General features: G+C 69.4%; 17 protein-coding genes and 1 tRNA gene. 7 read left to right on the plus strand and 11 right to left on the minus strand.

Features of this window, described 5'->3' with window-relative positions:
• Positions 1-30 precede the first annotated feature (30 nt).
• On the minus strand, positions 31-1,506 hold the full coding sequence (gene proS, locus AMR74_RS12290; protein ID WP_053772343.1) for a proline--tRNA ligase: 1,476 nt from the start codon (positions 1,504-1,506) through the stop codon (positions 31-33).
• Positions 1,507-1,875: 369 nt separating this feature from the next.
• Between proS and AMR74_RS12295 the strand changes: the two genes are divergently transcribed.
• Both AMR74_RS12295 and AMR74_RS12300 read left to right on the plus strand, forming a co-directional pair.
• On the plus strand, positions 1,876-2,475 hold the full coding sequence (locus AMR74_RS12295; RefSeq protein ID WP_053772344.1) for an NUDIX hydrolase: 600 nt from the start codon (positions 1,876-1,878) through the stop codon (positions 2,473-2,475).
• Between the two features lie 54 nt (positions 2,476-2,529).
• Positions 2,530-2,877 (plus strand): hypothetical protein, encoded by a 348-nt coding sequence (locus tag AMR74_RS12300; RefSeq protein ID WP_053772345.1) that lies wholly within the window; start codon positions 2,530-2,532, stop codon positions 2,875-2,877.
• Positions 2,878-2,908: 31 nt separating this feature from the next.
• Here AMR74_RS12300 and AMR74_RS12305 read toward each other — a convergent pair whose 3' ends face one another.
• Positions 2,909-3,436, minus strand: coding sequence for a DUF371 domain-containing protein (locus AMR74_RS12305; RefSeq protein WP_053772346.1), 528 nt, complete (start codon positions 3,434-3,436; stop codon positions 2,909-2,911).
• A gap of 82 nt (positions 3,437-3,518) precedes the next feature.
• Positions 3,519-4,349, minus strand: a complete 831-nt coding sequence (locus AMR74_RS12310; RefSeq protein WP_053772347.1) for an amidohydrolase family protein — start codon at positions 4,347-4,349, stop codon at positions 3,519-3,521.
• 139 nt (positions 4,350-4,488) lie between these two features.
• Here AMR74_RS12310 and AMR74_RS12315 point away from each other — a divergent pair, with 139 nt between their 5' ends.
• Positions 4,489-4,956, plus strand: coding sequence for a GNAT family N-acetyltransferase (locus AMR74_RS12315; RefSeq protein WP_053772348.1), 468 nt, complete (start codon positions 4,489-4,491; stop codon positions 4,954-4,956).
• 44 nt (positions 4,957-5,000) lie between these two features.
• Here the strand turns inward: AMR74_RS12315 and AMR74_RS12320 are convergent, their stop codons facing one another.
• Both AMR74_RS12320 and AMR74_RS12325 read right to left on the minus strand, forming a co-directional pair.
• Complete coding sequence (locus AMR74_RS12320) at positions 5,001-6,188, minus strand: redox-regulated ATPase YchF (RefSeq protein ID WP_053772349.1); 1,188 nt, start codon at positions 6,186-6,188, stop codon at positions 5,001-5,003.
• A 60-nt stretch (positions 6,189-6,248) separates the two neighbouring features.
• The gene (locus tag AMR74_RS12325; protein WP_053772350.1) at positions 6,249-7,358 is read right to left on the minus strand and encodes an OBG GTPase family GTP-binding protein; all 1,110 of its coding nucleotides are present in this window, start codon (positions 7,356-7,358) and stop codon (positions 6,249-6,251) included.
• A 179-nt stretch (positions 7,359-7,537) separates the two neighbouring features.
• On the opposite strand from AMR74_RS12325, the gene AMR74_RS12330 reads away from it, so the two are divergent.
• From AMR74_RS12330 to AMR74_RS12340, 3 genes are all read left to right on the plus strand, one after another.
• Positions 7,538-7,738 (plus strand): VNG_1110C family protein, encoded by a 201-nt coding sequence (locus tag AMR74_RS12330; protein WP_053772351.1) that lies wholly within the window; start codon positions 7,538-7,540, stop codon positions 7,736-7,738.
• Between the two features lie 144 nt (positions 7,739-7,882).
• Positions 7,883-8,902 (plus strand): NADP-dependent oxidoreductase, encoded by a 1,020-nt coding sequence (locus tag AMR74_RS12335; RefSeq protein WP_053772352.1) that lies wholly within the window; start codon positions 7,883-7,885, stop codon positions 8,900-8,902.
• A 114-nt stretch (positions 8,903-9,016) separates the two neighbouring features.
• Positions 9,017-9,919: a hypothetical protein gene (locus AMR74_RS12340; protein ID WP_053772353.1), complete on the plus strand. Its 903-nt coding sequence runs from the start codon at positions 9,017-9,019 to the stop codon at positions 9,917-9,919.
• Between the two features lie 323 nt (positions 9,920-10,242).
• Here the strand turns inward: AMR74_RS12340 and AMR74_RS12345 are convergent.
• Both AMR74_RS12345 and AMR74_RS12350 read right to left on the minus strand, forming a co-directional pair.
• Positions 10,243-10,314 (minus strand) — tRNA-Ala (locus tag AMR74_RS12345).
• An 81-nt stretch (positions 10,315-10,395) separates the two neighbouring features.
• Complete coding sequence (locus tag AMR74_RS12350) at positions 10,396-10,956, minus strand: SRPBCC family protein (RefSeq protein ID WP_053772354.1); 561 nt, start codon at positions 10,954-10,956, stop codon at positions 10,396-10,398.
• 534 nt (positions 10,957-11,490) lie between these two features.
• Here AMR74_RS12350 and AMR74_RS12355 point away from each other — a divergent pair.
• Positions 11,491-13,575: an ABC transporter ATP-binding protein gene (locus tag AMR74_RS12355; protein ID WP_053772355.1), complete on the plus strand. Its 2,085-nt coding sequence runs from the start codon at positions 11,491-11,493 to the stop codon at positions 13,573-13,575.
• A 22-nt stretch (positions 13,576-13,597) separates the two neighbouring features.
• On the opposite strand, the gene gltB is transcribed toward AMR74_RS12355, so the two are convergent.
• From gltB to AMR74_RS12370, 4 genes are all read right to left on the minus strand, one after another.
• Entirely contained in the window at positions 13,598-18,298 is a 4,701-nt protein-coding gene (gene gltB, locus AMR74_RS12360; protein WP_053772356.1) for a glutamate synthase large subunit, read from the minus strand.
• 233 nt (positions 18,299-18,531) lie between these two features.
• On the minus strand, positions 18,532-18,699 hold the full coding sequence (locus AMR74_RS19145; RefSeq protein ID WP_167551913.1) for an HEWD family protein: 168 nt from the start codon (positions 18,697-18,699) through the stop codon (positions 18,532-18,534).
• A 108-nt stretch (positions 18,700-18,807) separates the two neighbouring features.
• Positions 18,808-20,370 carry a hypothetical protein gene (locus tag AMR74_RS12365; protein ID WP_240471159.1) on the minus strand — a complete coding sequence of 521 codons (1,563 nt, stop codon included), beginning with the start codon at positions 20,368-20,370 and terminating at the stop codon, positions 18,808-18,810.
• A 423-nt stretch (positions 20,371-20,793) separates the two neighbouring features.
• Positions 20,794-21,000 (minus strand): transposase (locus tag AMR74_RS12370; RefSeq protein ID WP_139042999.1); only part of this gene is annotated, 207 nt, incomplete at its 5' end.

Below are 21,000 nucleotides of genomic sequence, written 5' to 3' on the forward strand. Positions count from 1 at the left end.
TAGCGCAGGCGGCGTCGGCACCGCCGCGGCTCAGTACGTCTTCGCGAAGTAGGCGGTCCGCTCGGCGTCGGCGTCGCACATCGCGCACGTCTCGTCGTGCCCCTCGTCGGCGAGGGGGTCGTCGTCCTCGAACGGCACCATCACGATCTCGGCGGCCATCGGCTCCTTGATCGGCTCCTCACAGGCCTCGTCGCCGCACCACGGGGCCTTCACGTAGCCGCCGTGCTGGCCGAGCGTGCCGAGGATGTCGGCGCGGTCGTCGGCCTCGCGCACGCCGTCGTCGAGGGTCTCCTCGGCGGTCGCGTACAGCTTGGCGTATACCTCGTCGAACTGGTCGCGGACGGTCTCGGCGACCCCGTCGCGGTCGACCTCGACGCTCTCGCCGTCGGGCCGGTGGACCAGGGTGAGCTCCTCGTCGTCGACCTCGTGGGGGCCGATCTCGATCCGGAGCGGGATCCCGTTGAGCTCGTGTTCGTTGAACTTGAACCCGGGGTTGCGCTCGTCGCGGTCGTCGAGTTCGACCCGGATCCCCGCGTCGTCGAGGTCGTCGGCCACTCCCTCCGCGTACGCCAGCACGTCGTCTTTCGTGTCCTCCTGCCAGATGGGGACGACGACGACCTGGGTGGGGGCGACGGTGTGGGGCAGGACGAGCCCCTGCTCGTCGGAGTGGGTCATGATCAGCGCGCCCAGCGCGCGCCACGAGAGCCCCCACGAGGTGGTGTGGGCGGTGCGCTCCTCCTCGTCCTCGTCCGAGTAGGTGATGTCGAACGCCTCCGCGAACGACTGCCCGAGGTGGTGGGAGGTGCCCGCCTGGACCGACTTCCCGTCGGGCATCAGCGCCTCGACGGTCGTCGTCGTGTCGGCGCCGGGGAACTTGTCGTGGTCCGGCTTCTGTCCCTTCAGGACCGGCAGCGCGAGCAGGTCCTCGTAGACGGACTCGTACTGGTCGAGCCGCGTCATCGTCTCGTCCCACGCGTCCTCGCGGGTCGCGTGCGCGGTGTGACCTTCCTGCCAGAGGAACTCCTTCGTGCGGAAGAACGGCTTCGTCTCTGTCGCCTCCCACCGCACGACCGAGCACCACTGGTTCACGCGCAGCGGGAGGTCGCGGTGGCTCCGGACCCACCGGCTGATGTACGGCGTGATGATCGACTCGGAGGTGGGGCGGACCGCCAGCCGCTCTTCGAGCTCTTTGTTCCCCGCCTCGTCGACCCACGCCACCTCGGGGTCGAACCCCTCGACGATGTCCTTCTCGCGTTCGAGGTACGACTCGGGGATGAACAGCGGGAAGTAGGCGTTCTGAACGCCCGTCTCCTTGAACTTCGCGTCGAGGAAGCCCTGGAGGCGCTCCCAGACGGCGTACGCCCGCGGGCGGGTGACGATGAACCCGCTCATCCCCTCGGGGCCGTAGTCCGCGAGCCCCGCCTTCCGTACGACCTCGGCGTACCACTCGCCGGTGTTGTGCGTCTTGGACTCGGTGATTCCGAGCTCCTGGTCGTCGTCGCTCATTACTCTCGAAAGCGGGTGTCTCGGGCTTAAAAGGTCCGAACCCGACCGCCGTCGCCCGCCCTCGCGGCGCGTCGGTACGGAGGCCTTTCGTCCCGGCGCGTCGCCAAATTCGGGTAAACTCGGGACGAGAGTCGTCGGGGTACATGCTCGCTCCGCCCCTCCCACGGGTACGATGTTCCCGACGAAGCGGACCGTCCTGCTCGCGGCGCTGATCGTCGTGCTGTCGGCGTTCGCGGCGACGCTCGTCAGTCAGATCTCGGCGGTCTGAGCCGCGCTCGCGCCCGCTCCGGCCCGCTCCAGTCCGCCGTTCCGTCCGGTACGGTCGGAATCCGCGGAAACGTTATCCGCCTCGCGTGGCCTATCACTCCCATGGACCTGTCGGGGCTGCGCCGACACACGCCGCAGTCGCTCGCCGGCCGGCGGGAGGCGGCGGTGCTGGCGCCGGTGATCGCGCGGGACGGCGACGCCAACCTCCTCTTTACCAAGCGCGCCGCGCACCTCGGCGAACACCCCGGGCAGATGAGCTTCCCCGGGGGCGGCCGCGAGCCGATCGACCGGACGCTGACCGACACCGCGCTGCGCGAGGCCGACGAGGAGGTCGGCATGCGACCGACGGAGGTCGACGTCGTCGGGCGCCTCGACGACACCCGCACGTCGAGCAAGTACGCGGTCCGCCCGTTCGTCGGCGTCGCCCCCGATCGCCAGTACGTCCCGGACGAGTCGGAGGTCGCCGAGGTGGCGGTCCTCCCGGTCGACGCGCTCACCGACCCGGCGAACTACGAGTCGGAGCGCCGCGTCGGCCACCCGGAGTACGGCGACCACCGCGTCCACTTCTTCCACGTCGACGGCTACACCGTCTGGGGCGTGACGGGTCGGATGGTCGTCCAACTGCTCGAACGGACGACCGACTGGCGCGCGCCCGCGGAGCCGGACCGGGTCGTCGGGGCGGACGCAGAGCTGCCGATATGAGGTCCGACGGACCCGTATGGGCAGTTTTACCAGGTTAGCGCGAAATCTACTGCTATGTCCGACCTCGCCGAACGCCTCCGCGCGGTCGACGGCGCGGAGGCCCGGGTGATAGCTCACCTCGGGTCCCTCGATTTCACCGTCGAATACGTCAGGGACGACCTCGCGTCCCGGTACACCGATCAGGACTTGGAGTCCGCGTACCGGCTGATAATGGCGAACCAGGTCACCGGCGACGACTTCAAGGAACTGATCGACGAGTCGTTCGAGGCCCAGACGCTGTTCTTCGAGAAGGTCGTCGTGTTCGTGTTCCCCTCGGCCCGCTACGAGGCCGTCTTCGCCTCGTTCGACCGGACCGAGCCGTTCCCCGTCCTCGACATCATCGACGCCGCCGATCAGTCCTGACCCCCCGCGGCCCCCGACTCGTATCGGCCGCTTACTCCGTCGGCTCGACCGCCAGCCGCAGCGCCGCGGGCGCGCCGTCGGCGAGCGCGGCGACCAGGTCGCGGTCGAGGTCGGCCGCGGCGCCGTCCCCGTGGACGAGGACCGTCCGCTCGTCGTCGGTGTAATCGCTCGTGCGTCCGACCATGGAGCGCTCGTCGAGCAGGGCGAGCCCGGGGTCGCCGCGACCGACGATCCGGTCGACGTGGGCGGGGTCGGCGAGGTCGACCGCCTCGGCGCCCGGCTCCCCGGCCGCGACGGTGGCCGTGATCGTCGCGTCCGCGTCCCGGCAGGCCTCGCGGAACTCGGCCGAGAAGTCCCGCGGGGTCCGGTCCGCCTCGACGCCGACGATACAGTCGCCCGCCGGCGTGAGCCAGTCGTCGGTCGTGAACTCGAACGTGCTCGCGTGCTCGGCGGTGACGTGCTCGTGGCCGACCGCGCGCACGACCTCGACGTACGGGTCGTCGGCGCCCGCGTCGGCGTCGCCCGCGACGGGCTCGCTCCGGGCGTCTGCGTCGCTCATGTCCGTCGGTCGGCGGCGGCGCGACAAGTGCGCGTCGCTTCGGCGGCGGGGTTTGACCCGCGGGCGGCAGCGGCGCTCCGGGTCACACGTCGGCGCCCTCGGCGAGCGCCGGGACGAGGCGGGCCGGGTTCTTCGCCAGCACGCGGGCCATCAGGTCTTCGGAGACGTCGAGGGTGAGCACTTCCATCACGCCGACGTTCGGGTGGACGTCCGGCGCGCCGGAGCCGAAGAGGACGCGGTCGGGGTGTTCCAAGACGCCGCGTTCGAGCACCTCGCGGTACCGGACCGCGCTCGTGTCGACGTGGAGGCGGTCGTACTCGTCGAGCAGGTCGAGCGTCTCGTTCATCAGGTCGGCGTCCAGCGGGTACCCGCCGAAGCTGCCCAGCACGACGGGGAGGTCGTAGCCGAGCAGCTCCGTCTCGACCGCCTCGGGCGGGAACTCCCGGCCCGCGTGGACGAACAGGGGGAGGTCGGCGTCCTCGAGGCGGGTCAGCACGTCCTCGTTGGGGAGGCCGTCGACGTGGGGCGCCAGCGTGAAGCCGTGGAAGCGGTCGTCGTAGGAGTACTGCTCGACGTCGTCGGGGCGGGTGTGGTGGTCGTCGCGCTCCGCGCGCAGGTTCCGGACGGCCGACACCGGCCCGGTCCCTGGGTCGCGGGGGCCGTTGAGGCGGGCGAACGCGACGAACGGGCGGTCGATGGAGAGGCGGGCGACGGCGTTGTTCGCGCGGAGGTAGCTCCGCCCGGCGGCGCGTTGCCCGGGGCTCGCGACCGCGCGGACGATCCCGGCCTGGAGCATCTCGCGTTCCAGCCGCTCCGGCGAGATGTCCCGCCCGTGGGTGGCGACCGACGACTCGTCGGGGTCGAGGGTCGCGCGGGTGTCGACGATCCGGAAGTCGTGTTCGAGCCCGAGCATGGCCGCTCTCTATCGGTTCGTCTCGGGCGACCCGCATGTGCCTGTCGGTCGCACGGCGGACGCCCCCTCGCGTTCCCGGACGCGACGGCGACCCACACCGGACGAACGCTGAAGTGGCCGTCCGCCGTCGCGGATCGACATGGAACTCGTGGCGGCGGGCGAGGACGACCTCGACGCCCTCGTCGAGCGGTGGTACGACCTCGCGACGGCGATGGAGGCGCACTCGGAGCTGAACGAAATCGCCTACGAGGACGCGGAAGCGGTCCCGGACGACGGCTTCCGCGCGCACCTCGACGACCCCTCCGTGACCGACTACCTCGTGGTCGTCGACGGCGAGACGGTCGGGTTCGTCACCCTCGAAGCGGGCGAGCGACCATCCCGGGAGCGGGGGCGGTACCTCGACGTGGTGAACCTCGAAATCGACCCGGGCCGCCGGAACGAGGGACACGGCAGCGCGGTCCTCGAGCGGGTGGAGGCGATGGCCCGCGAGGACGACCGCGACTACCTCACCGTCTCCTGCGAGTGGGGCAACGACGGCGCGCGGCGGTTCTACCGCGACGCGGGCTTCGAGCCGAAACAGGTGACGTACGCGCGCCCGCTGGAGTGATCGCCGGGCGACGCCCGCGGCCGGCGGGCGTCGCTCCGCGGCGATCAGGGGCCGGCCGTCGAGACGATCTTCACCACGTCGCCCTCGGTCAGCTCGTGGCCCTCGCCGATCCGGCGCGAGGCGCGCGCGTCGACCGCGTGGAGGTACCCCTCGCCGATGTCGGAGTGGACCGCGTACGCGAGGTCGCGCGGCGTCGAGCCCGCGGGCAGCAGGAAGGCGTCCGGGAGGACGTTGCCCGTCCCGTCCGTCCACTTGCCGGCGTCCTGGACCGGGTAGGCCGTGATCCGGTCGAGCAGGTCGTAGACGGCCGCGTTCAGCGCGGTCTGGACGCCCGTCCCCCCGTGAGCCGACATCGACTCGCGGAGCGCGTCGAGGCCGGCGCGCTGGTCGTCGGAGACCTCGCCGGTGATGGCGAACTCCTCGTCGCCCGGGTCGTAGTCGACGACGCCCGCCTCCGCGGCGCGGCGCAGGGCGAGTTCGCCGTCGGCGGTCGCCGGGATCACGGGCTTGTCGGTCCCCTCGCGGATGCGCTCGACGGCGCCGTCGGGCGCCGCGTCCACCTTGTTCGCGACGACGACGATGGGCTTGGTGCGGCGGCGGACCGCCCGCGCGAGCGCCTCGCGGTCGTCGTCGGTCCACGCCTTCGGGTCGTCGGGGTACTCCAGCCCGCGCAGGACCGCGGTCACGTCGCGCTCGGTCGCGCCGAACCCCGTGAGCATGTCCGACAGCGCGGCTTCGAGGTCGAAGTCCGGGGCGCGGGACTGCCGCTCGACGCCCTCCCAGTTGCGGTCGACGATGCCGGCGAGCCACAGGTCCATCTCCTCCTCGACGAAGTCAACGTCGTCGAGGGGGTCGTGGCTCCCGACCTCGACCGGCTCGCCCTCGGCGTTCGTCGCGCCGGAGGCGTCGACGACGTTCAACACCACGTCCGCGTTCGTCAGCTCGTCGAGGAACTGGTTGCCGAGCCCCTTGCCCTCGTGGGCGCCGGGGACGAGGCCGGCGACGTCGAGGAGTTCGATCGGGACGTACCGCTTCCCGTCGCGGCAGTTCTCCGCCCCGCAGCGCTCCTCGCGGTCGAGACAGGGGCACTCGGTTCGGACGTAGGTCACGCCTCGGTTCGGGTCGACCGTCGTGAACGGGTAGTTCGCGACGTCGACGTCGGCCATCGTGGCGGCGGTGTAGAAGGTGGACTTGCCGGCGTTCGGCTTGCCCGCGAGCGCGACCGTGAGCATACCCGACGGTCGCGGCCCCGCGAAAAGCGCCTTTCGGTCGGGCGGGGCGAGCGCGCGGGGCTACTTCCGCGCGACGATCCGGAGCACGTCCTCGTCGGCCAGTTCGTGCCCCTTCCCGACCTGCTGGTCGTCGTGTTTCGCGCTCTCGCCGGTCACGCGCGCGAACTTGAACCGCTCGTCGAACTCGCCGCCGAGCTTCTCGCAGGCGTCGCCGACGGTGTCGCCCTCGAACAGGATGAGCGGCTCCTCGTAGTCGACGCCGCGGCCCGGCTTGTCCATGTAGATCCGGATGACGCCCAGCTCCTCCCAGAGGCGCTCCTTCAGCCCGTCGAGGCCGAGCCCCTCCTGCGCGGAGATAAACACCACGTCGTCGGGGTCGAGGTCGCGCTCGCGCAGCTCCTCTTTCACGGTCGGGAGGTAGCTCTTGTCGATGAGGTCCGCCTTGTTGACCGAGACCATCGAGGGGAGGTACTCGCGGTTGTCCATCACGGCGTCGACCAGCTCGTCGATGGTGAGGTCGTGGGGGATCGTCACCTTCGCGTTGACGTAGCCGTACTCGCGGAGGACCTGCTTGACCGTCTCCTCGTCGAGGCTCACCTCGTCGCTCATCGTCACGCCGAGCCCGTCCTTGTGCGTCTTCCGGATGTTGATGTTCGGGGGCTCGGTGTCGAGTCGGATGTTCGTGTTGTACAGCTCCTCGCGGAGCCGGTCGTACTGCTCGATCTCGAAGACCGAGAGCATGAACACGACCAGGTCCGCGGTCCGGACGACCGAGAGCACCTCCTTCCCGCCGCCGCGGCCGCCGGCGGCGCCCTCGATCAGGCCCGGCACGTCGAGGATCTGGATGTTCGCGCCGCGGTACTGCAGCATGCCGGGGTTGACGTCGAGGGTCGTGAACTCGTACGAGCCGACCTCGCTGTCGGCGTTGGTGAGGGCGTTGATGAGGGTGGACTTGCCGACGCTCGGGAACCCGACCAGGGCGACGGTGGCGTCGCCGTGCTTCTCGACCGCGTAGCCGTGGCCGCCGCCGGCGGAGGACTGGTTCTCCAGCTTCTCTTTCTTCTCCGCGAGCTTCGCCTTCAGCCGCCCGATGTGGGCCTCCGTGGCCTTGTTGTAGGGCGTGTTGGCGATCTCCTCGCGGAGGTCTTCGATCTCCTCCTCCAGTCCCATTACCCGTTCCTCGGCCGGTCGGCTCGTTAAAGGTGTTCCTTCGGATTGCCAGTCCTCGACCGAGGATCGGATCGACCGCGAACGCCGCGCGAACCGCCGGTTCGCCGCCGAACGAGTGGTTGGCCCGCCGATACTTCGACACGGTTATATCGGAGACGAGTAACCCATTCACACGCCGAATGCCAGATCCGTCGAGCCTTCGCGACAGTACGCAGATCGTCCTCCCGCGCCGCGCGCTCGACGGGCACCGGGAGTGTCTCGAATCCCGCTTCACCGTCACCGTCGTGGAGGGCTCCGACCAGTACCGGATCATCGGGAGCCCGGTCGAGATCAAGGCCGCCAGCAACTACCTCGCGCGCAACGGCGTCGCGGTCGCGTGAATCGCCCGGCGGTCGCTCGCGGATATTCTTGAGCGACGGCCCGCCGCCGCGCCCCTTCGACCGCCGCGCCGGCTGCGAGTTCCGGATCCCCACGACCGCTGCTGGGGTCCAAACCCTATTGCGTTCCATCCGCCAACGAGGACCGTGATGGACACCAACCGCGAGTGGCTTCTCGCCGAGCGGCCGACCGGCGAGCCTGACGAGGACAGCTTCGAACTGCGCGAGACCGACGTTCCCGACCCCGACCCGGGCGAGCTCCTCGTCCGCGTCCGGTTCCTCTCCGTCGACCCGTACATGCGCGGCCGGATGCGCGACGCCGAGTCGTACGCCGAGCCGTGGGGCGTGGGCGACGCGCTCAAGGGCGGCGTCGTCGGCGAAGTGGTCGAAAGCGAGGGCGACGCGTACGACGCGGGCGACCTCGTGACCGGCGAGGGGCGCTGGGCCGACTACGCGACGCTCGACGCCGCCGACGTCGCGCCGGTCGACCCGACCGTCGCCGACCCGGAGGCGTACCTCGGCGTCCTCGGGATGCCCGGCCGGACCGCCTACTTCGGCCTCCTCGACGTGGGCGAGCCGAAGCCCGGCGACACCGTCGTCGTCTCCGGCGCGGCCGGCGCCGTCGGCTCCGTCGTCGGCCAGATCGCGAAGCTGAACGGCTGTCGGGTGGTCGGCTTCGCCGGCAGCGACGAGAAGACCGACTGGCTCACCGACGACCTCGGCTTCGACGCCGCGATCAACTACAAGGCGACGGACGACTACCGGGCCGCGCTCGACGAGGCGGCGCCGGACGGCGTCGACGTGTACTTCGACAACGTCGGCGGGCCCATCACCGACGCCGTGTTCACGAAGCTGAACCTCGACGCGCGCGTCGCTGTCTGCGGTCAGATCGCCCACTACAACGACGAGACGGCCCCGACCGGGCCGCGGAAGCTCCCGCAGCTCATCTCCGTGCGCGCGACGGTCCGGGGCCTGCTCGTCGGCGACTTCGCGACCCGGTTCGGCGAGGCGAGCGAGCGCCTCGCGGGGTGGGTCGCGAGCGGCGACCTCGAACACCGCGAGACGGTCGTGGAGGGCTTGGAGAACGCGCCCGACGCCTTCCTCGGCCTGTTCTCCGGCGAGAACATCGGGAAGCAGGTGGTGCGGGTGTCGGCGGCGGAGCAGTAGTCGCGGCCCGCTCGACCCCGTTACGCGGGAAACGCGGCCCGGCCCCGCGGCGGTCGTCACCGCCGCGAAGGAACCGTCGGCAGGGCTATACGACGCTGAGATGTATCGGCGCGTATGAAATTACTCCGCTGGGCCGCGGTCGCGCTCGTCGGGGCCGTCGTCGTCGTCGCCGCCGCGTACGCGGTCTTCGCGGGCGTCCTGATCGGGTCCGACGTGGCGTCGTACTCCTCGGACGGCGTCACCGTGTCGGACCTCGCGTACGAGGACGCCTTGGACCGAGCCGACGCGGCCGGGTACGAGGTCGAGCGCGTCGGATCGAGCGGCTTCCACCCGGCGGGGATCGCCGAGCTCGACGCCGACCTCGGCCCGGGGTACGAGGCGTTCAGGGTCACGTTCGACCACTCAGAGGCGACGCGGCTGTGGGCCACCTTCTACGCCGACGAGGGCGTCACCGTCGTGACCGTCTTCGCGGACGGCAACCGCGGCGAGTTCACCGTCGACGACCTCCCGCCGGAGGATTGGCTCGTCGATCGGCTCACGACCCTGTTCGAGATGGACGAGGCGACCGCGGCGGGGGACGTCGAGGAACTACAAGCGAACGTCCGTGACGCCGAGCCCGACGAGCTCGGGGCGGGCGCCCCGGAGATCAGGATCGAGGAGCCGGTCGCGTTCCGCGCGACGTACGACGAGCTGACCGCTCGCGCGACGACGGTCACCGAGCGTTCCGTCCCGGGCTCCGGTCAGCACACCCGCGAGTACTACGCGGGCGGAGCGCGGTTGGGAGCGATCGACTTCGTCCTCTCGCGGGCGACCGTCACGCACGAGGTCGACGGGTACACCTACCGGGTCCACCTCGATTACCACGGCGGGATCGAGGTCGACGCGCAGACGCGCGCCTCCCGGTCATTCGAGGAAGCCGACGTTCGCGCGACCTTCCGACGGATGTTCGAGGAGATGGGGATCCCGCCGGAGACGGCCGACCACCTACGGCTGGAGTACCGGGGGAGCGTGTGGTGAACGAGAAGGCGCCTGCTTCGTTCAGTACGTGCGACTGGTAGGTTCAGATCCCTGCCCGGTACATATTCGCGCCGCTCGCGACGTTGCTCGCGGCGCAAAAACATGGACTCGCGGGGGTCCCGCGAGCGAACGCAGTGAGCGAGTGGGGCCACGCGAGGGAACGACTAAGCGAACGAAGTGAGCGCAGGAGTGGACTCGCGGGGATTTGAACCAGAACCAGACGTGCTCGCTCGCGTCGCTCGCTGCGCGCGACTGGTAGGGTTCAAATCCCCCGCTCGGCACATGTTCACGCCGCTCGCGACGTTGCTCGCGGCGAAAAAACATGGACTCGCGGGGATTTGAACCCCGGGCCTTCCCCGTGCCAGGGGGATGATCTACCACTGATCTACGAGCCCGCGAACGCATCCGTTCGTTCCCCGCTGGATATATTAAGGCCTTCGACTCGCCGACGCGAGGCGGACCCGATCCGGAGCGCGTCAGATCCGGTCGGAGTCGACGTACACGTCGAGGTCCACGTCCCGTCTCGACCCCTCCAAGTCCTGAACGGCGCGTTCGACGACGCGCTCGGCCTCGTCTCTGATCAGCGGGATCGCCTTCTTCAACACCCAGTCGAACGAGACGAGCCGCGGCAGGTCGAGCGCGTCGGAGCTGGCGGAGCCCGGATCGAACTCGACTTCGAGCGCGACCTCGCAGGGGGCGTCGTCGCTTCGATCGGCGTCGTCGCTCGTGTCGTCGCCCGCGTCGTCGCTCGTCGCGGGCGTCACCCGCCAGCAGCCGCCGGCGTCGATGTCTTTCGTGATCTCCCAGTCGATGCGGGCGGGTGGGTCGACGCCGGTCACCTCCGAACGAGCGGTGTAGGAGATCTTCCACCACGCGAACGTGAGCGCGTACCGGGTCCCGGGCCCGCCGTCGCCGGTGACCGTGCGGACCTCGCGGAGGTACTCCGAGTAGTTCGCGTACTGCGGGAAGTCCAGCAGGAACTCGTACACCTCCTCAGGATCGGCGTACACCTCCGTTCGCACGACGAGTTCGTCCACGTACCCGGGTTCGCGCGGCGCTTATTAAACGGTCCGGCGACGGTACGTGTTCGGCGTTTCCGCAGTGATCGGTGTCGGATCCTCACCCGCTCGGTGGTACTCGAGCGACCTCGGGATGACGGAGTACTCCTCCAAAGCCCCAGTCTCTCGCTCGTACGGATTTGGCTTCCCTGCGGCGAACACCGCCAAAGCCCCAGCCGCGAGGACTCGCGCGGCTTGCTGCGCTCCTCGCTCACTCCGTTCGCTGTGGTGCTTACTGCGCCGTGCTTCGTCCTCGCGGCTGCCCCTTTGAGTCCCACCCCGCACCGCGACCGCACCTCACGCCTCCCCAGCCTCGTCGGGCGCCATCGCTTCGCTCGGCGCCCGACTCCCTCGCGCGTGCTCCTCGCGTCCGTCGGACGCTCGGAGGCACGCGCCACCGCTCCCAGAAAGGAATTCCTGAACCGCGACGGAGGCGAAAGGGCGCGATCAGCGGAACCCGGAACGGGCCGCCGAAGCCGCCGGATACATGCGGGTCGCGGCGCTCGTACGCCCATGGCTGCCGACGAGCGCAACGCCTTCGAAGTGTACCGCGACCGGGTTGATCGCCCCCTCGGACGGCTGTTCCGCGAGTACGGGGCCTCCGAGGCCCACTGGCTCGCGGTCGGGATGGTCGCCAACATCGTCGCCCGGGTGGCGGGGCTGATCCCGCCGGTCGTCCTCGGCGTCGCGATCGACGCCGTCTTCACCGGCACCGGCCCCTACACGCTCCCGATCGTTCCGGACGCGTGGCTCCCCACCAAAGACGGTGCGCAGTTCCGCCTCTCCGTGCTGCTCATCTTCGGGTCGTTCGTCGTGACGGGCGTGTTCACGTACGTCTACGGCATCGCGGCGAACAACTTCGCGCACCGCGTGATGCACGCGGTCCGCACCGACTCCTTCGACCAGATGCAGCGGCTCGACATGACCTTCTTCGACGACAAACAGACCGGCGAGGTCATGTCCGTCCTCAACAACGACGCCTCGAACCTAGAGGTCTTCCTGGACAACGCCCTCCAGAACTCCGCCCGCCTCGGCGTGATGCTGGTCGGGATCGCGGGCGTCCTCGTCTACTACAACTACGAGCTAGCGGTCGTCACCCTCGCCGCGATCCCGCTCATGCTCCTCTTCACGGTGTGGTTCATGCGCGCTGTCGAGCCGCGGTACACCGCCCAACGGTCCGTCGTCGGCGACCTCAACACCGCCCTCGAGAACGCGCTGTCGGGCGTCGAGCTGGTGAAGACCTCCAACACGGAGGCCCACGAGAGCGATCGCGTGGAGGACGCCTCGTTCTCGTACTTTCGGCGGACGATGTCGATCCTCCGGCTCAACTACGTCTACCGCCCCGGGATGGAACTGCTCGCCGGGCTCGCCTTCGCCGCCACCTTCGCGGTCGGCGGCTACTGGCTCGCGAACGGCCCGCCGGGCCCGTTCTCCACGGAGCTGACCGTCGGGACGTTCGTTACCTTCGTCCTCCTCACGCAGCAGTTCGTCGCCCCGCTCGCCGAGGTCTCGAACATCATCGACCAGTACGAGAACGCGAAGGCCTCCTGCGAGCGCGTGTTCGGGCTGCGCGACATCCCGGTCCGCATCGAGGACGCCGACGACGCGGTCGAACTCGGCGGCGGTGCCGAAAGCGACGGCGGGGCCCGAAACGACGGCGGCGTGACGCCGGCCGGCGACACCGACCGCGGCGGCGTCGCGGGCGCGGTCGAGTACGACGACGTCTCCTTCGCGTACCCCGAGAACGCCCTCGTCGACCCCGCGGACGCCGAGGAGGAGGTCCTCAGCGGCGTCTCCTTCGCCGCCGACCCGGGCGACACCGTCGCCCTCGTCGGCCCGACCGGCGCCGGGAAGTCGACGCTGCTCAAGCTCCTCCTCCGGCTGTACGACGTGACCGACGGCGCGATCCGCGTCGACGGCCACGACGTGCGCGACGTGACTGCCGAGAGCCTCCGCTCGTCCGTGGGCTACGTCGCGCAGGACACCACGCTGTTCGACGGCACCATCGCCGAGAACATCCGCTACGGCCGGTTCACGCGGATCGAGGAGGCGGGCGCCGAGGGCCTCGACGAGGACGAGGTCCGAGAGCGCGTAATCGAGGCCGCGAAGGCCGCGGAGGCCCACGAGTTCATCTCGTCGCTGCCGAACGGATACGAGACGCGGATCGGCGAGCGCGGCGTGAAGCTCTCCGGCGGCCAGCGCCAGCGACTCGCCATCGCGCGGGTCGTCCTCCAAGACCCCGCGATACTCATCCTCGACGAGGCGACCTCCGCCGTCGACACCGAAACCGAGATGCTGATCCAGCGCTCGCTCGACCGGCTCGCCGCCGACCGCACCACCTTCGTCATCGCGCACCGCCTCTCGACGGTCACCGACGCCGACACCGCGCTCGTGTTGGAGGACGGCGAGGTCGTCGAGCGCGGCACCCACGAGGAACTGCTCGCCGCGGACGGGCTCTACGCGAAGCTCTGGGGCGTTCAGGCCGGCGAGATAGACGAACTGCCGGAGGAGTTCGTCGAGCGCGCCCGCGAGCGCCACGTCGACCGCGCGGTCGAGCGGGCGACCGAGAGCGAGGTCGACCCGGAGACGCTGGAGTAGCGGGCGGCGCTCGTTTCGCGGCTCAGTCGTCGCTCGACACCTGGCCGGTCGCGTCGGCGTCGGCGCCCGGCACGGCGGCGGCGGGCGCGGGCGGCTCGTCGCGCACGTCGACGCCCGTGCCCTCCGCGATGACCTCCGCGTACGCGTCGGGGAAGACGCGGACGAAGTCGTCGAGCGCGGCCTCCCAGTCGTCGAGGAGGTCGGCCGCGCGCTCGCTGTCGGTGTACGCGCGGTGGTTCTCGACGAGCCGGCGGAGCATACGCTCGTCCGACCCCTCCAGCGTCTCGGAGACCGACACCATCCCGCGGTTGACGCGGTCGTCGAGGCGGTCGTCGGGGTCGTACACGTAGGCGATGCCGCCGGACATCCCGGCCGCGAAGTTGCGGCCCGTGTCGCCGAGGACGGCGACGACGCCGCCGGTCATGTACTCGCAGCCGTGGTCGCCCACGCCCTCGACGACCGCTTTCACGCCCGAGTTGCGGACGCCGAAGCGCTCGCCGGCGACGCCGTTGACGTACATCTCGCCGTCGGTGGCGCCGTACAGACAGACGTTGCCGGCGACGACGTTCTCGGTCGGGTCGTACGCCGCCTCGGCGGGCGTGTCGATCACGAGCCGCCCACCGGAGAGCCCCTTGCCGACGTAGTCGTTGGCGGCGCCCGACAGTTCCATCGTGATCCCCGGCGCGAGGAACGCGCCGAAGCTCTGCCCGGCCTCGCCGTCGAACCGGCAGGAGATGGTGTCGTCCGGGAGCCCCTCGCCGCCGTGTTCGGAGACGACGCGGTTCGAGAGCGTGGCGCCGACCGCGCGGTCGACGTTGCGCACGTCGCGGGTGAGCGCGACCGGCGCGCCGTCCTCGATGGCGGGCGCGGCCTCCTCGATGAGGTCCCAGTCGAGCAGGTCGTCGATACCGCCGTGGGCCTGCTCGCGGACCTTGGTGCGGGACTCGCCCGCGGGCTCGGCGATGACCGCCGAGAGGTCGAGGTGCTTCGCCTTCTCGTGGTCGGTGTCGCGCTGGGCGAGCAGCTCGGGGCGGCCGATGAACTCCTCAAGCTCCGTGTACCCCTGCTCGGCCATGATCTCGCGCAGCTCCTGCGCGATGAACGTCATGTAGTTGATGACGTGGTCCGGCTGGCCGGGGAACCGCTGGCGGAGGTCCTCCCGCTGGGTGGCGACCCCGACCGGGCAGGTGTTCTCGTGGCACTGCCGGGCCATCACGCAGCCCGCGGTGACGAGCGACGCGGTGCCGAAGACGTACTCCTCGGCGCCGAGGGCGGCCGCGACCGCGACGTCGCGGCCGGTCCGCAGCCCGCCGTCCGCGGAGACGCGAATGCGGTCACGGAGCCCGGTGGCGCGGAGCATCTGGTTCGCCTCCGCGAGCCCGAGCTCCCACGGCAGGCCGGCGTTCTTGATCGAGGTCTTCGGCGAGGCGCCGGTGCCGCCGTCGTGGCCGGAGACGTGGACCACGTCGGCGTTCGCCTTCGCGACGCCGGCCGCGATGGTCCCGATGCCGGCCTCCGAGACCAGCTTCACGTTGACGTCGGCCTCGGGGCTCGCGGCCTTCAGGTCGAAGATGAGCTGCTTGAGGTCCTCGATCGAGTAGATGTCGTGCTGGGGCGGCGGCGAGATGAGCCCGACGCCCGGCGTGGAACACCGGACGTGCGCGATCATCTCGTTTACCTTCTTGCCCGGGAGGTGGCCGCCCTCGCCGGGCTTCGAGCCCTGCGCCATCTTGATCTGGAGCTCATCGGCGCTCGCGAGGTACTCGGAGGTGACGCCGAAGCGGCCGGAGGCGACCTGCTTGACGGTACACTCCTTCTCGGTGTCGAACCGCTCGGGCGGCTCGCCGCCCTCGCCGGTGTTCGACTTCGCGCCCAGCCGGTTCATCGCGATGGCGTTGTTCTCGTGGGCCTCCGGCGAGATGCTCCCGAGGCTCATCGCGGCCGTCGAGAAGCGCTCGACGATCGACTCGACGGGCTCGACCTCCTCGACCGGGACGGGGTCGCGGTCGGAGTCGAACTCCAAGAGCCCGCGCAGCGACTGGAGCTCCTCGGTCTGGTCGTTCACCAGCTCCGCGAACTCTTGGTACTGCTCGTAGTCGCCGCCGCGGACGGCCTGCTGGAGGGTGCCGACCGTCTGGGGGTTCCAGCCGTGTTTCACGCCGGACGAGCGGTGCTCGTACTCGCCGATCGTCTCCAGTTCGGGGTCGGCGCCGAACGCCATCGCGTGGCGCGTGCGCAGGTCGTCTTCGATCTGCTCGATCCCGATCCCCTCGGTGCGGATCTCGGTCCCCTCGAAGTACTCGGCGACGAACTCGGAGTCGAGCCCGACCGCCTCGAAGATCTGGGCGCCCTGGTACGACTTCATCGTCGAGATGCCCATCTTCGCCATCGTCTTGAGGAGGCCGTCCTCCAGCGCGTGGCGGTACGCGGCGAGCGCCTCGTCCTCGTCGGCGCCGTCCGGCCCGGCGACCACGTCGGCGATGGAGGCGTACGCGAGGTACGGGTCGACGGCGTCGGCGCCGTAGCCGACGAGCGTCGCGAGGTGGTGGACCTCGTGGGGCTCGGCGGACTCGACGACCACGCCCGCGCGGTTGCGGAGCCCCTTGCGGACGAGGTGGTGATGGACCGCGCCGGTCGCGAGCAGGCTCGGCACCGCCAGGCGGTCCGGGCCCACCGCGCGGTCCGAGAGGACGACCACATCGGCGCCGTCCTCGATGGCGGCCGCGGCGTCCTCGCGGACCCGGTTGACGGCGTCGACGAGCGACCCGTCGCGGTCGTAGGTGACGTCGACGACGAGGGAGGTGAACTCGGGGCCGTCGGCGGCCACGTCCGCGTCGCCCGGGCTCCGCTCGCCCGGCCCCGGCAGGTCGCGGAGGGCGGTCGTCTCGGCGTCGGTCAGGACCGGTGACTCGGCGACGATCTGCTCGGCGTGCTCCGGCGTCTCGTCGAGGAGGTTGCGCTGATTGCCGATGCGCGTCTCGAGCGAGGTGACGAGCTCCTCCCGGATGTAGTCGATCGGCGGGTTCGACACCTGCGCGAACAGCTGCTTGAAGTAGGTGAACAGCGGGCGGTCAACGTCGGCGAGGACCGAGAGCGGGGTGTCGTCGCCCATGGAACCGACCGGGTCCTTCCCGTCCTTCGCCATCGGCTCGACGAGGTGGTTCAGCGAGTCGGTCGTGTAGCCGAACGCGGCCTGGTGGGCGCGGACGGTGGGTTCCGCGTCCACGTCGTCGGCGTCGTCGCCCTCGTCGACCGAGTCCGCGCCGATCCCGGCCGCGGCGTCGTCCTCCTCGGTGAGCGCGTCGAGGTCGACTTGGCCGTCCTCGACCCACTCGCCGTACTTCTCGTCGGTGAGCGCCTCGAACACCTCGTCGTCGGGGACGATCCGGCCCGCCTCGGGGTCGGCGACGAAGATTTCACCGGGCTGGAGGCGGCCCCGACGGCGCACGTCCGCGGGCTCGGTCGGGAGCGCGCCGACCTCGCTGCCGACGACGAGGCGGTCGTCCGTCGTCACCTCGTAGCGACACGGGCGGAGCCCGTTGCGGTCCAAGACGCCGGCGACGCGTTCGCCGTCGAAGCCGATGACGAGGGCGGGACCGTCCCACGGCTCGACGAGGGAGGCGTGGTAGTCGTAGAAGTCCGCGCGGTCGTCGTCCATCAGGTCGTCGCCGCGGAACGCCTCCGGGATCAGCATCCGGAGCGCGTGCGGAAGGTCGCGGTCGGTATGGAGGAGCAGTTCGAGCGCGTTGTCGACGCTCGCGGTGTCCGACTGGTTCGGGTCGTCGATCACCGGCTTGATCGTGTCGAGTTCGGCCCCGAACGCCGGGTGTTCGAGGTCGTTCTCGCGGGCCCGCATCCAGTTGACGTTGCCGCGGATCGTGTTGAACTCGCCGTTGTGGACGATGTTGCGGTACGGGTGCGCGAGGTGCCACGCGCCGAGCGTGTTCGTCGAGAACCGCGCGTGGACCAAGGCGACGTGGCTCGCGAAGCGCTCGTCCGCCAAGTCGGGGTAGTAGTCAGCGAGCTGCGAGCCCTTCAGCAGGCCCTTGTAGACGACGCGCTGGCGGTCGAGCGAGCAGACGTAGAAGCGCCCCGCGCCGTCGACCTCCGAGACGGCGTTCTCGATCTCGCGGCGGGCCGCGTACAGCGCGCGGTCGAACCCGAGCAGGTCCGGGTCGGCGTCGTCGGGGCGGTTCCCCTCGCTAGTGAACCGCTGGGCGAGCCCCGCGCCCTCGACGGGCGCGACGAACACCTGCGACACCTCGGGCTCGGAGTCGAGCGCCGTGGCGCCGAGGTCGGCGTTGTCGGTGGGCACCGAGCGCCACGCGAGCACCTCCAGCCCGTAGACGGCGCACACCTCGGCGATGACGTCGTGGATCTCCGCCTGGACGCCCGGCTCCGGCGGCATGAACACGGAGCCGACAGCGTACTCCTCGGGGAGGTCGGCGTCGACGACGTCGCGGAAGAACTCGTCCGGCCGCGCGACCATGATCCCCGCGCCGTCGCCGGTGTTCTCCTCGGCGCCGGTCGTCCCGCGGTGTTCGAGGTTTTCGAGCAGTTCGACCGCGTCCGCGACGGTGTCGTGCGACGGCGTACCGTCGAGGTCGACGACCCCGCCGATGCCGCAGTTCGACCGGTCGTCCGTCGGCGCCGCGAGCCCCCCCTCGTGACCCGAGGACTCCGAGTCGCGTACGCCCCGGGTGGTACTACGTGACTTAGTCATACGTCTCCCTACGGATGAATAGTTAAAGGTATGACCCTGATAGGGGTAGGATCCATCGTACACACATTAGGGAATATAAGGTAATTATTCATCACGGGTGGTGAACAGATGACACACCACCAGAACCAGACAGAACCATGGGGTTTTCAGTCCGATAATTGACGGAATACCCCATAACACACCGCGAACGTTTCACTCTATCTGAGCAGAGTGAAGAAACGTCCAGCTCGAAATTACTCTCGAAGAGGGACGAACGAGCCGTTGATGTCCCACTCGTGGATACAGTAGACGTTACCGGGGTCGTCCGCGATCCGCCACCCCTCCACCTCGTCGTCCCATCGCTCCTCGCGCCCGCAGAGTTCGCACGCGCGCTCCTTCGGCGGTGTGATGGTCACGCCCATGACCGAACGGAAGGCATCAGCGATCAAAAACGTACCGACGGTCGGCCACCGCGGAACTGTATCGCGACGCGATCCGACGGCTCGTCCGAACGACGGCGACGCCCGCGCTCACGCCCCGCTCCCGCGGCGCCGAGCGAGCAGCGACGCCCCGGCCACCGCCGCGAGCGACGCGGCGGGCCCGAACCCGGGGAGGTCGTACGCGGTCGATCGGATCGGCGCGTCGTCGTAGCCCAGATCGCTCGCGTCGGCCTCGTCCGAAGGCGGTTCGCCCGACACAGACGATTCCCGGAACTCGCCCGAGTCGCCGGGGGCGGCCGACGTCGCGCCGCCGCCATCACCGGTCTCGGTGTCGCTCGACGGTCCGTTCTCGCCGTCGCCCGGCCGTCCGTTCTCGGGGCGGGAGTTCGCCGCCGCGGAACCGTCTGGCCCGGGTTCGAGCCCGCCAGGTCCGGAAAGCTCCGCCGGTCCCGCGGCCGGCGGGATCTCGGACGCTCCGGGGGCGATCGAGACGCCGACGCCCGGCGGCCGCGACGGCCGGCCGAGATCCGAGCCGGTCGGTCCGTCGGGTCCGTTGTTACCGCCGGCATCGGTGGCGGTAGCGTCGTCGGACCCGACGGAGCCGCCCGAACCGTCAGCCGAACCAGTGCCGGGGGACCCACCCGTAATCGAACTGCTACCGGCCGATCCGCCACCGGTTGAGCCACCATCGGTCGAACCGCTACCTGCCGAACCGCCGCCGGCCGAACCGCTACCTGCCGAACCGCCGCCGGCCGAGCCACCATCGGTCGAGGCGCCGCCAGTGTTTGAGGTGGTCGGCGCACCGGGCTGACCCGACGACCCCGTCGCGACCGACGCAGTCGTCTGGGTGGAATCGGCGGTCGATTCGACGCTCGTTTCCTCCGCAGCCGGATCTGCGACGTAGGTCAGCCCGGTCGTCACGCGGTGCCTGTCGTCCGCCGCGGTCCGGCGGAGTCGATCGTCGTCCACCCGAAAGGCGACCTCGAACGTCTCCCCGGGGTCGGGGATCGTCTCGGTTCCGAACGCGCGGTCGCCGGCGACGACGAGGTACAGGCCGTTCCGGTCGAGGTGGACTGCGGACTCGTTCGGCGTGTGACCGATCCCGCCCCCGTCAGACCCGTTACTTGCGTCCGTGGCCGTCGGTTGGACCCCGAATTCGAGGCCGTCGAGTCGGTCGAGATCCGCGCCACGCTCCAGTGATCCGTTCGCGGTCGCCGCGAGGCCCGTGAGCCCCGTCGCGTTCACCGCGTACACGACGGTGTCGTTCGCAGTCGCGGTCGTCGCCTCGGTGAGCGTTCCGTCGGCGATCGCCTCCCGGACCGCGGTCGCGTTCTCGAAGTCGCCGCGGTCGACCGCCTGCGTCGTGTACGCCGTTAGGTTGTTCGTCGATCGGGGTTCCACGGTGACCGTGGCGGTGTCGTTGGCGACCTCGGTGCCGTGTTCCGACCGGAGTGTGAGGTCGTACGTGCCGGGAGTGAGCGACCCAGAGTCCCCGTTGACCGACTCGACGCCGATACCGGTGCCTGCCGTGACGAAGTCCGACGGGGATTCAGTCGACGCGTATGTGTTAATCGTGACGGGTGTCGGGCCAGTCTTGTTGGTTGTCAGGTTGAGTGTTGTAGAAGAATTACCATCCGTACTAGAAAATGTCATATCTAATTTTGGTACACTATGAGACAGAGAGATCCGCATTGGACTTCCATAGTTTGACTCTTCAGTAATATTCTTCAGAGTAACGCGTTTTCTGTCCTCTCCAATAATTTCAAACTTCTCTGAATTCCCTCTATCTGAGTGGACGTAGTATGTGCCAGTAGAGAGCGTTGACGTATTATATCCGACTTGTTGGGAATTGTTCAACTGTGTTCCTATGGATACAATCCGAGAGTTTCCGTCCTTCCCTACTTTATGAAGCTCAACAGACCTCGGATTTGATGTGGAATTAAACAGAACTGTTTGTCCGGAGTATACGGGCGTGTTTATAGACTGATTGCGGTTGATTTGGACGGTATCTGTATTTGACCCAGTTGTGTGAACAGACTCAATGGGCTGTGTTGAATCGCTGTAAGGCGTAGAGATTCACTGTTTGACGAAGCGCTTGATGTTGTAGACCATACACATCAGAGCGATCTCGCGGAACTCACGGAACCAGGACCGCGCTCGCACGGCGAAGCCGAGCGAGCGCTTCACAGCCGAGTTCACGGTTTCGGTCATAGAGCGCTGATTGTAGCGGTTATCGTCGATTCTGGCGTTGTGTGCGTGGTCGTACGGTGCGAAGATGCGGTG

The sequence above is a fragment of the Halorubrum tropicale genome (genome assembly GCF_001280455.1).
Lineage (GTDB): Archaea > Halobacteriota > Halobacteria > Halobacteriales > Haloferacaceae > Halorubrum > Halorubrum tropicale.

Bases quoted from the DNA above. Each gene is read 5' to 3' on its own strand.
- AMR74_RS12365 (WP_240471159.1), bottom strand. From the start codon at position 20,370: ATGACATTTTCTAGTACGGATGGTAATTCTTCTACAACACTCAACCTG.
- AMR74_RS12310 (WP_053772347.1), bottom strand. From the start codon at position 4,349: ATGCTCGGGCTCGAACACGACTTCCGGATCGTCGACACCCGCGCGACC.
- AMR74_RS12315 (WP_053772348.1), top strand. From the start codon at position 4,489: ATGGAACTCGTGGCGGCGGGCGAGGACGACCTCGACGCCCTCGTCGAG.
- AMR74_RS12330 (WP_053772351.1), top strand. From the start codon at position 7,538: ATGCCAGATCCGTCGAGCCTTCGCGACAGTACGCAGATCGTCCTCCCG.
- AMR74_RS12325 (WP_053772350.1), bottom strand. From the start codon at position 7,358: ATGGGACTGGAGGAGGAGATCGAAGACCTCCGCGAGGAGATCGCCAAC.
- AMR74_RS12320 (WP_053772349.1), bottom strand. From the start codon at position 6,188: ATGCTCACGGTCGCGCTCGCGGGCAAGCCGAACGCCGGCAAGTCCACC.
- AMR74_RS12295 (WP_053772344.1), top strand. From the start codon at position 1,876: ATGGACCTGTCGGGGCTGCGCCGACACACGCCGCAGTCGCTCGCCGGC.
- AMR74_RS12305 (WP_053772346.1), bottom strand. From the start codon at position 3,436: ATGAGCGACGCAGACGCCCGGAGCGAGCCCGTCGCGGGCGACGCCGAC.
- gltB (WP_053772356.1), bottom strand. From the start codon at position 18,298: ATGACTAAGTCACGTAGTACCACCCGGGGCGTACGCGACTCGGAGTCC.
- AMR74_RS12300 (WP_053772345.1), top strand. From the start codon at position 2,530: ATGTCCGACCTCGCCGAACGCCTCCGCGCGGTCGACGGCGCGGAGGCC.
- AMR74_RS19145 (WP_167551913.1), bottom strand. From the start codon at position 18,699: ATGGGCGTGACCATCACACCGCCGAAGGAGCGCGCGTGCGAACTCTGC.
- AMR74_RS12355 (WP_053772355.1), top strand. From the start codon at position 11,491: ATGGCTGCCGACGAGCGCAACGCCTTCGAAGTGTACCGCGACCGGGTT.
- proS (WP_053772343.1), bottom strand. From the start codon at position 1,506: ATGAGCGACGACGACCAGGAGCTCGGAATCACCGAGTCCAAGACGCAC.
- AMR74_RS12340 (WP_053772353.1), top strand. From the start codon at position 9,017: ATGAAATTACTCCGCTGGGCCGCGGTCGCGCTCGTCGGGGCCGTCGTC.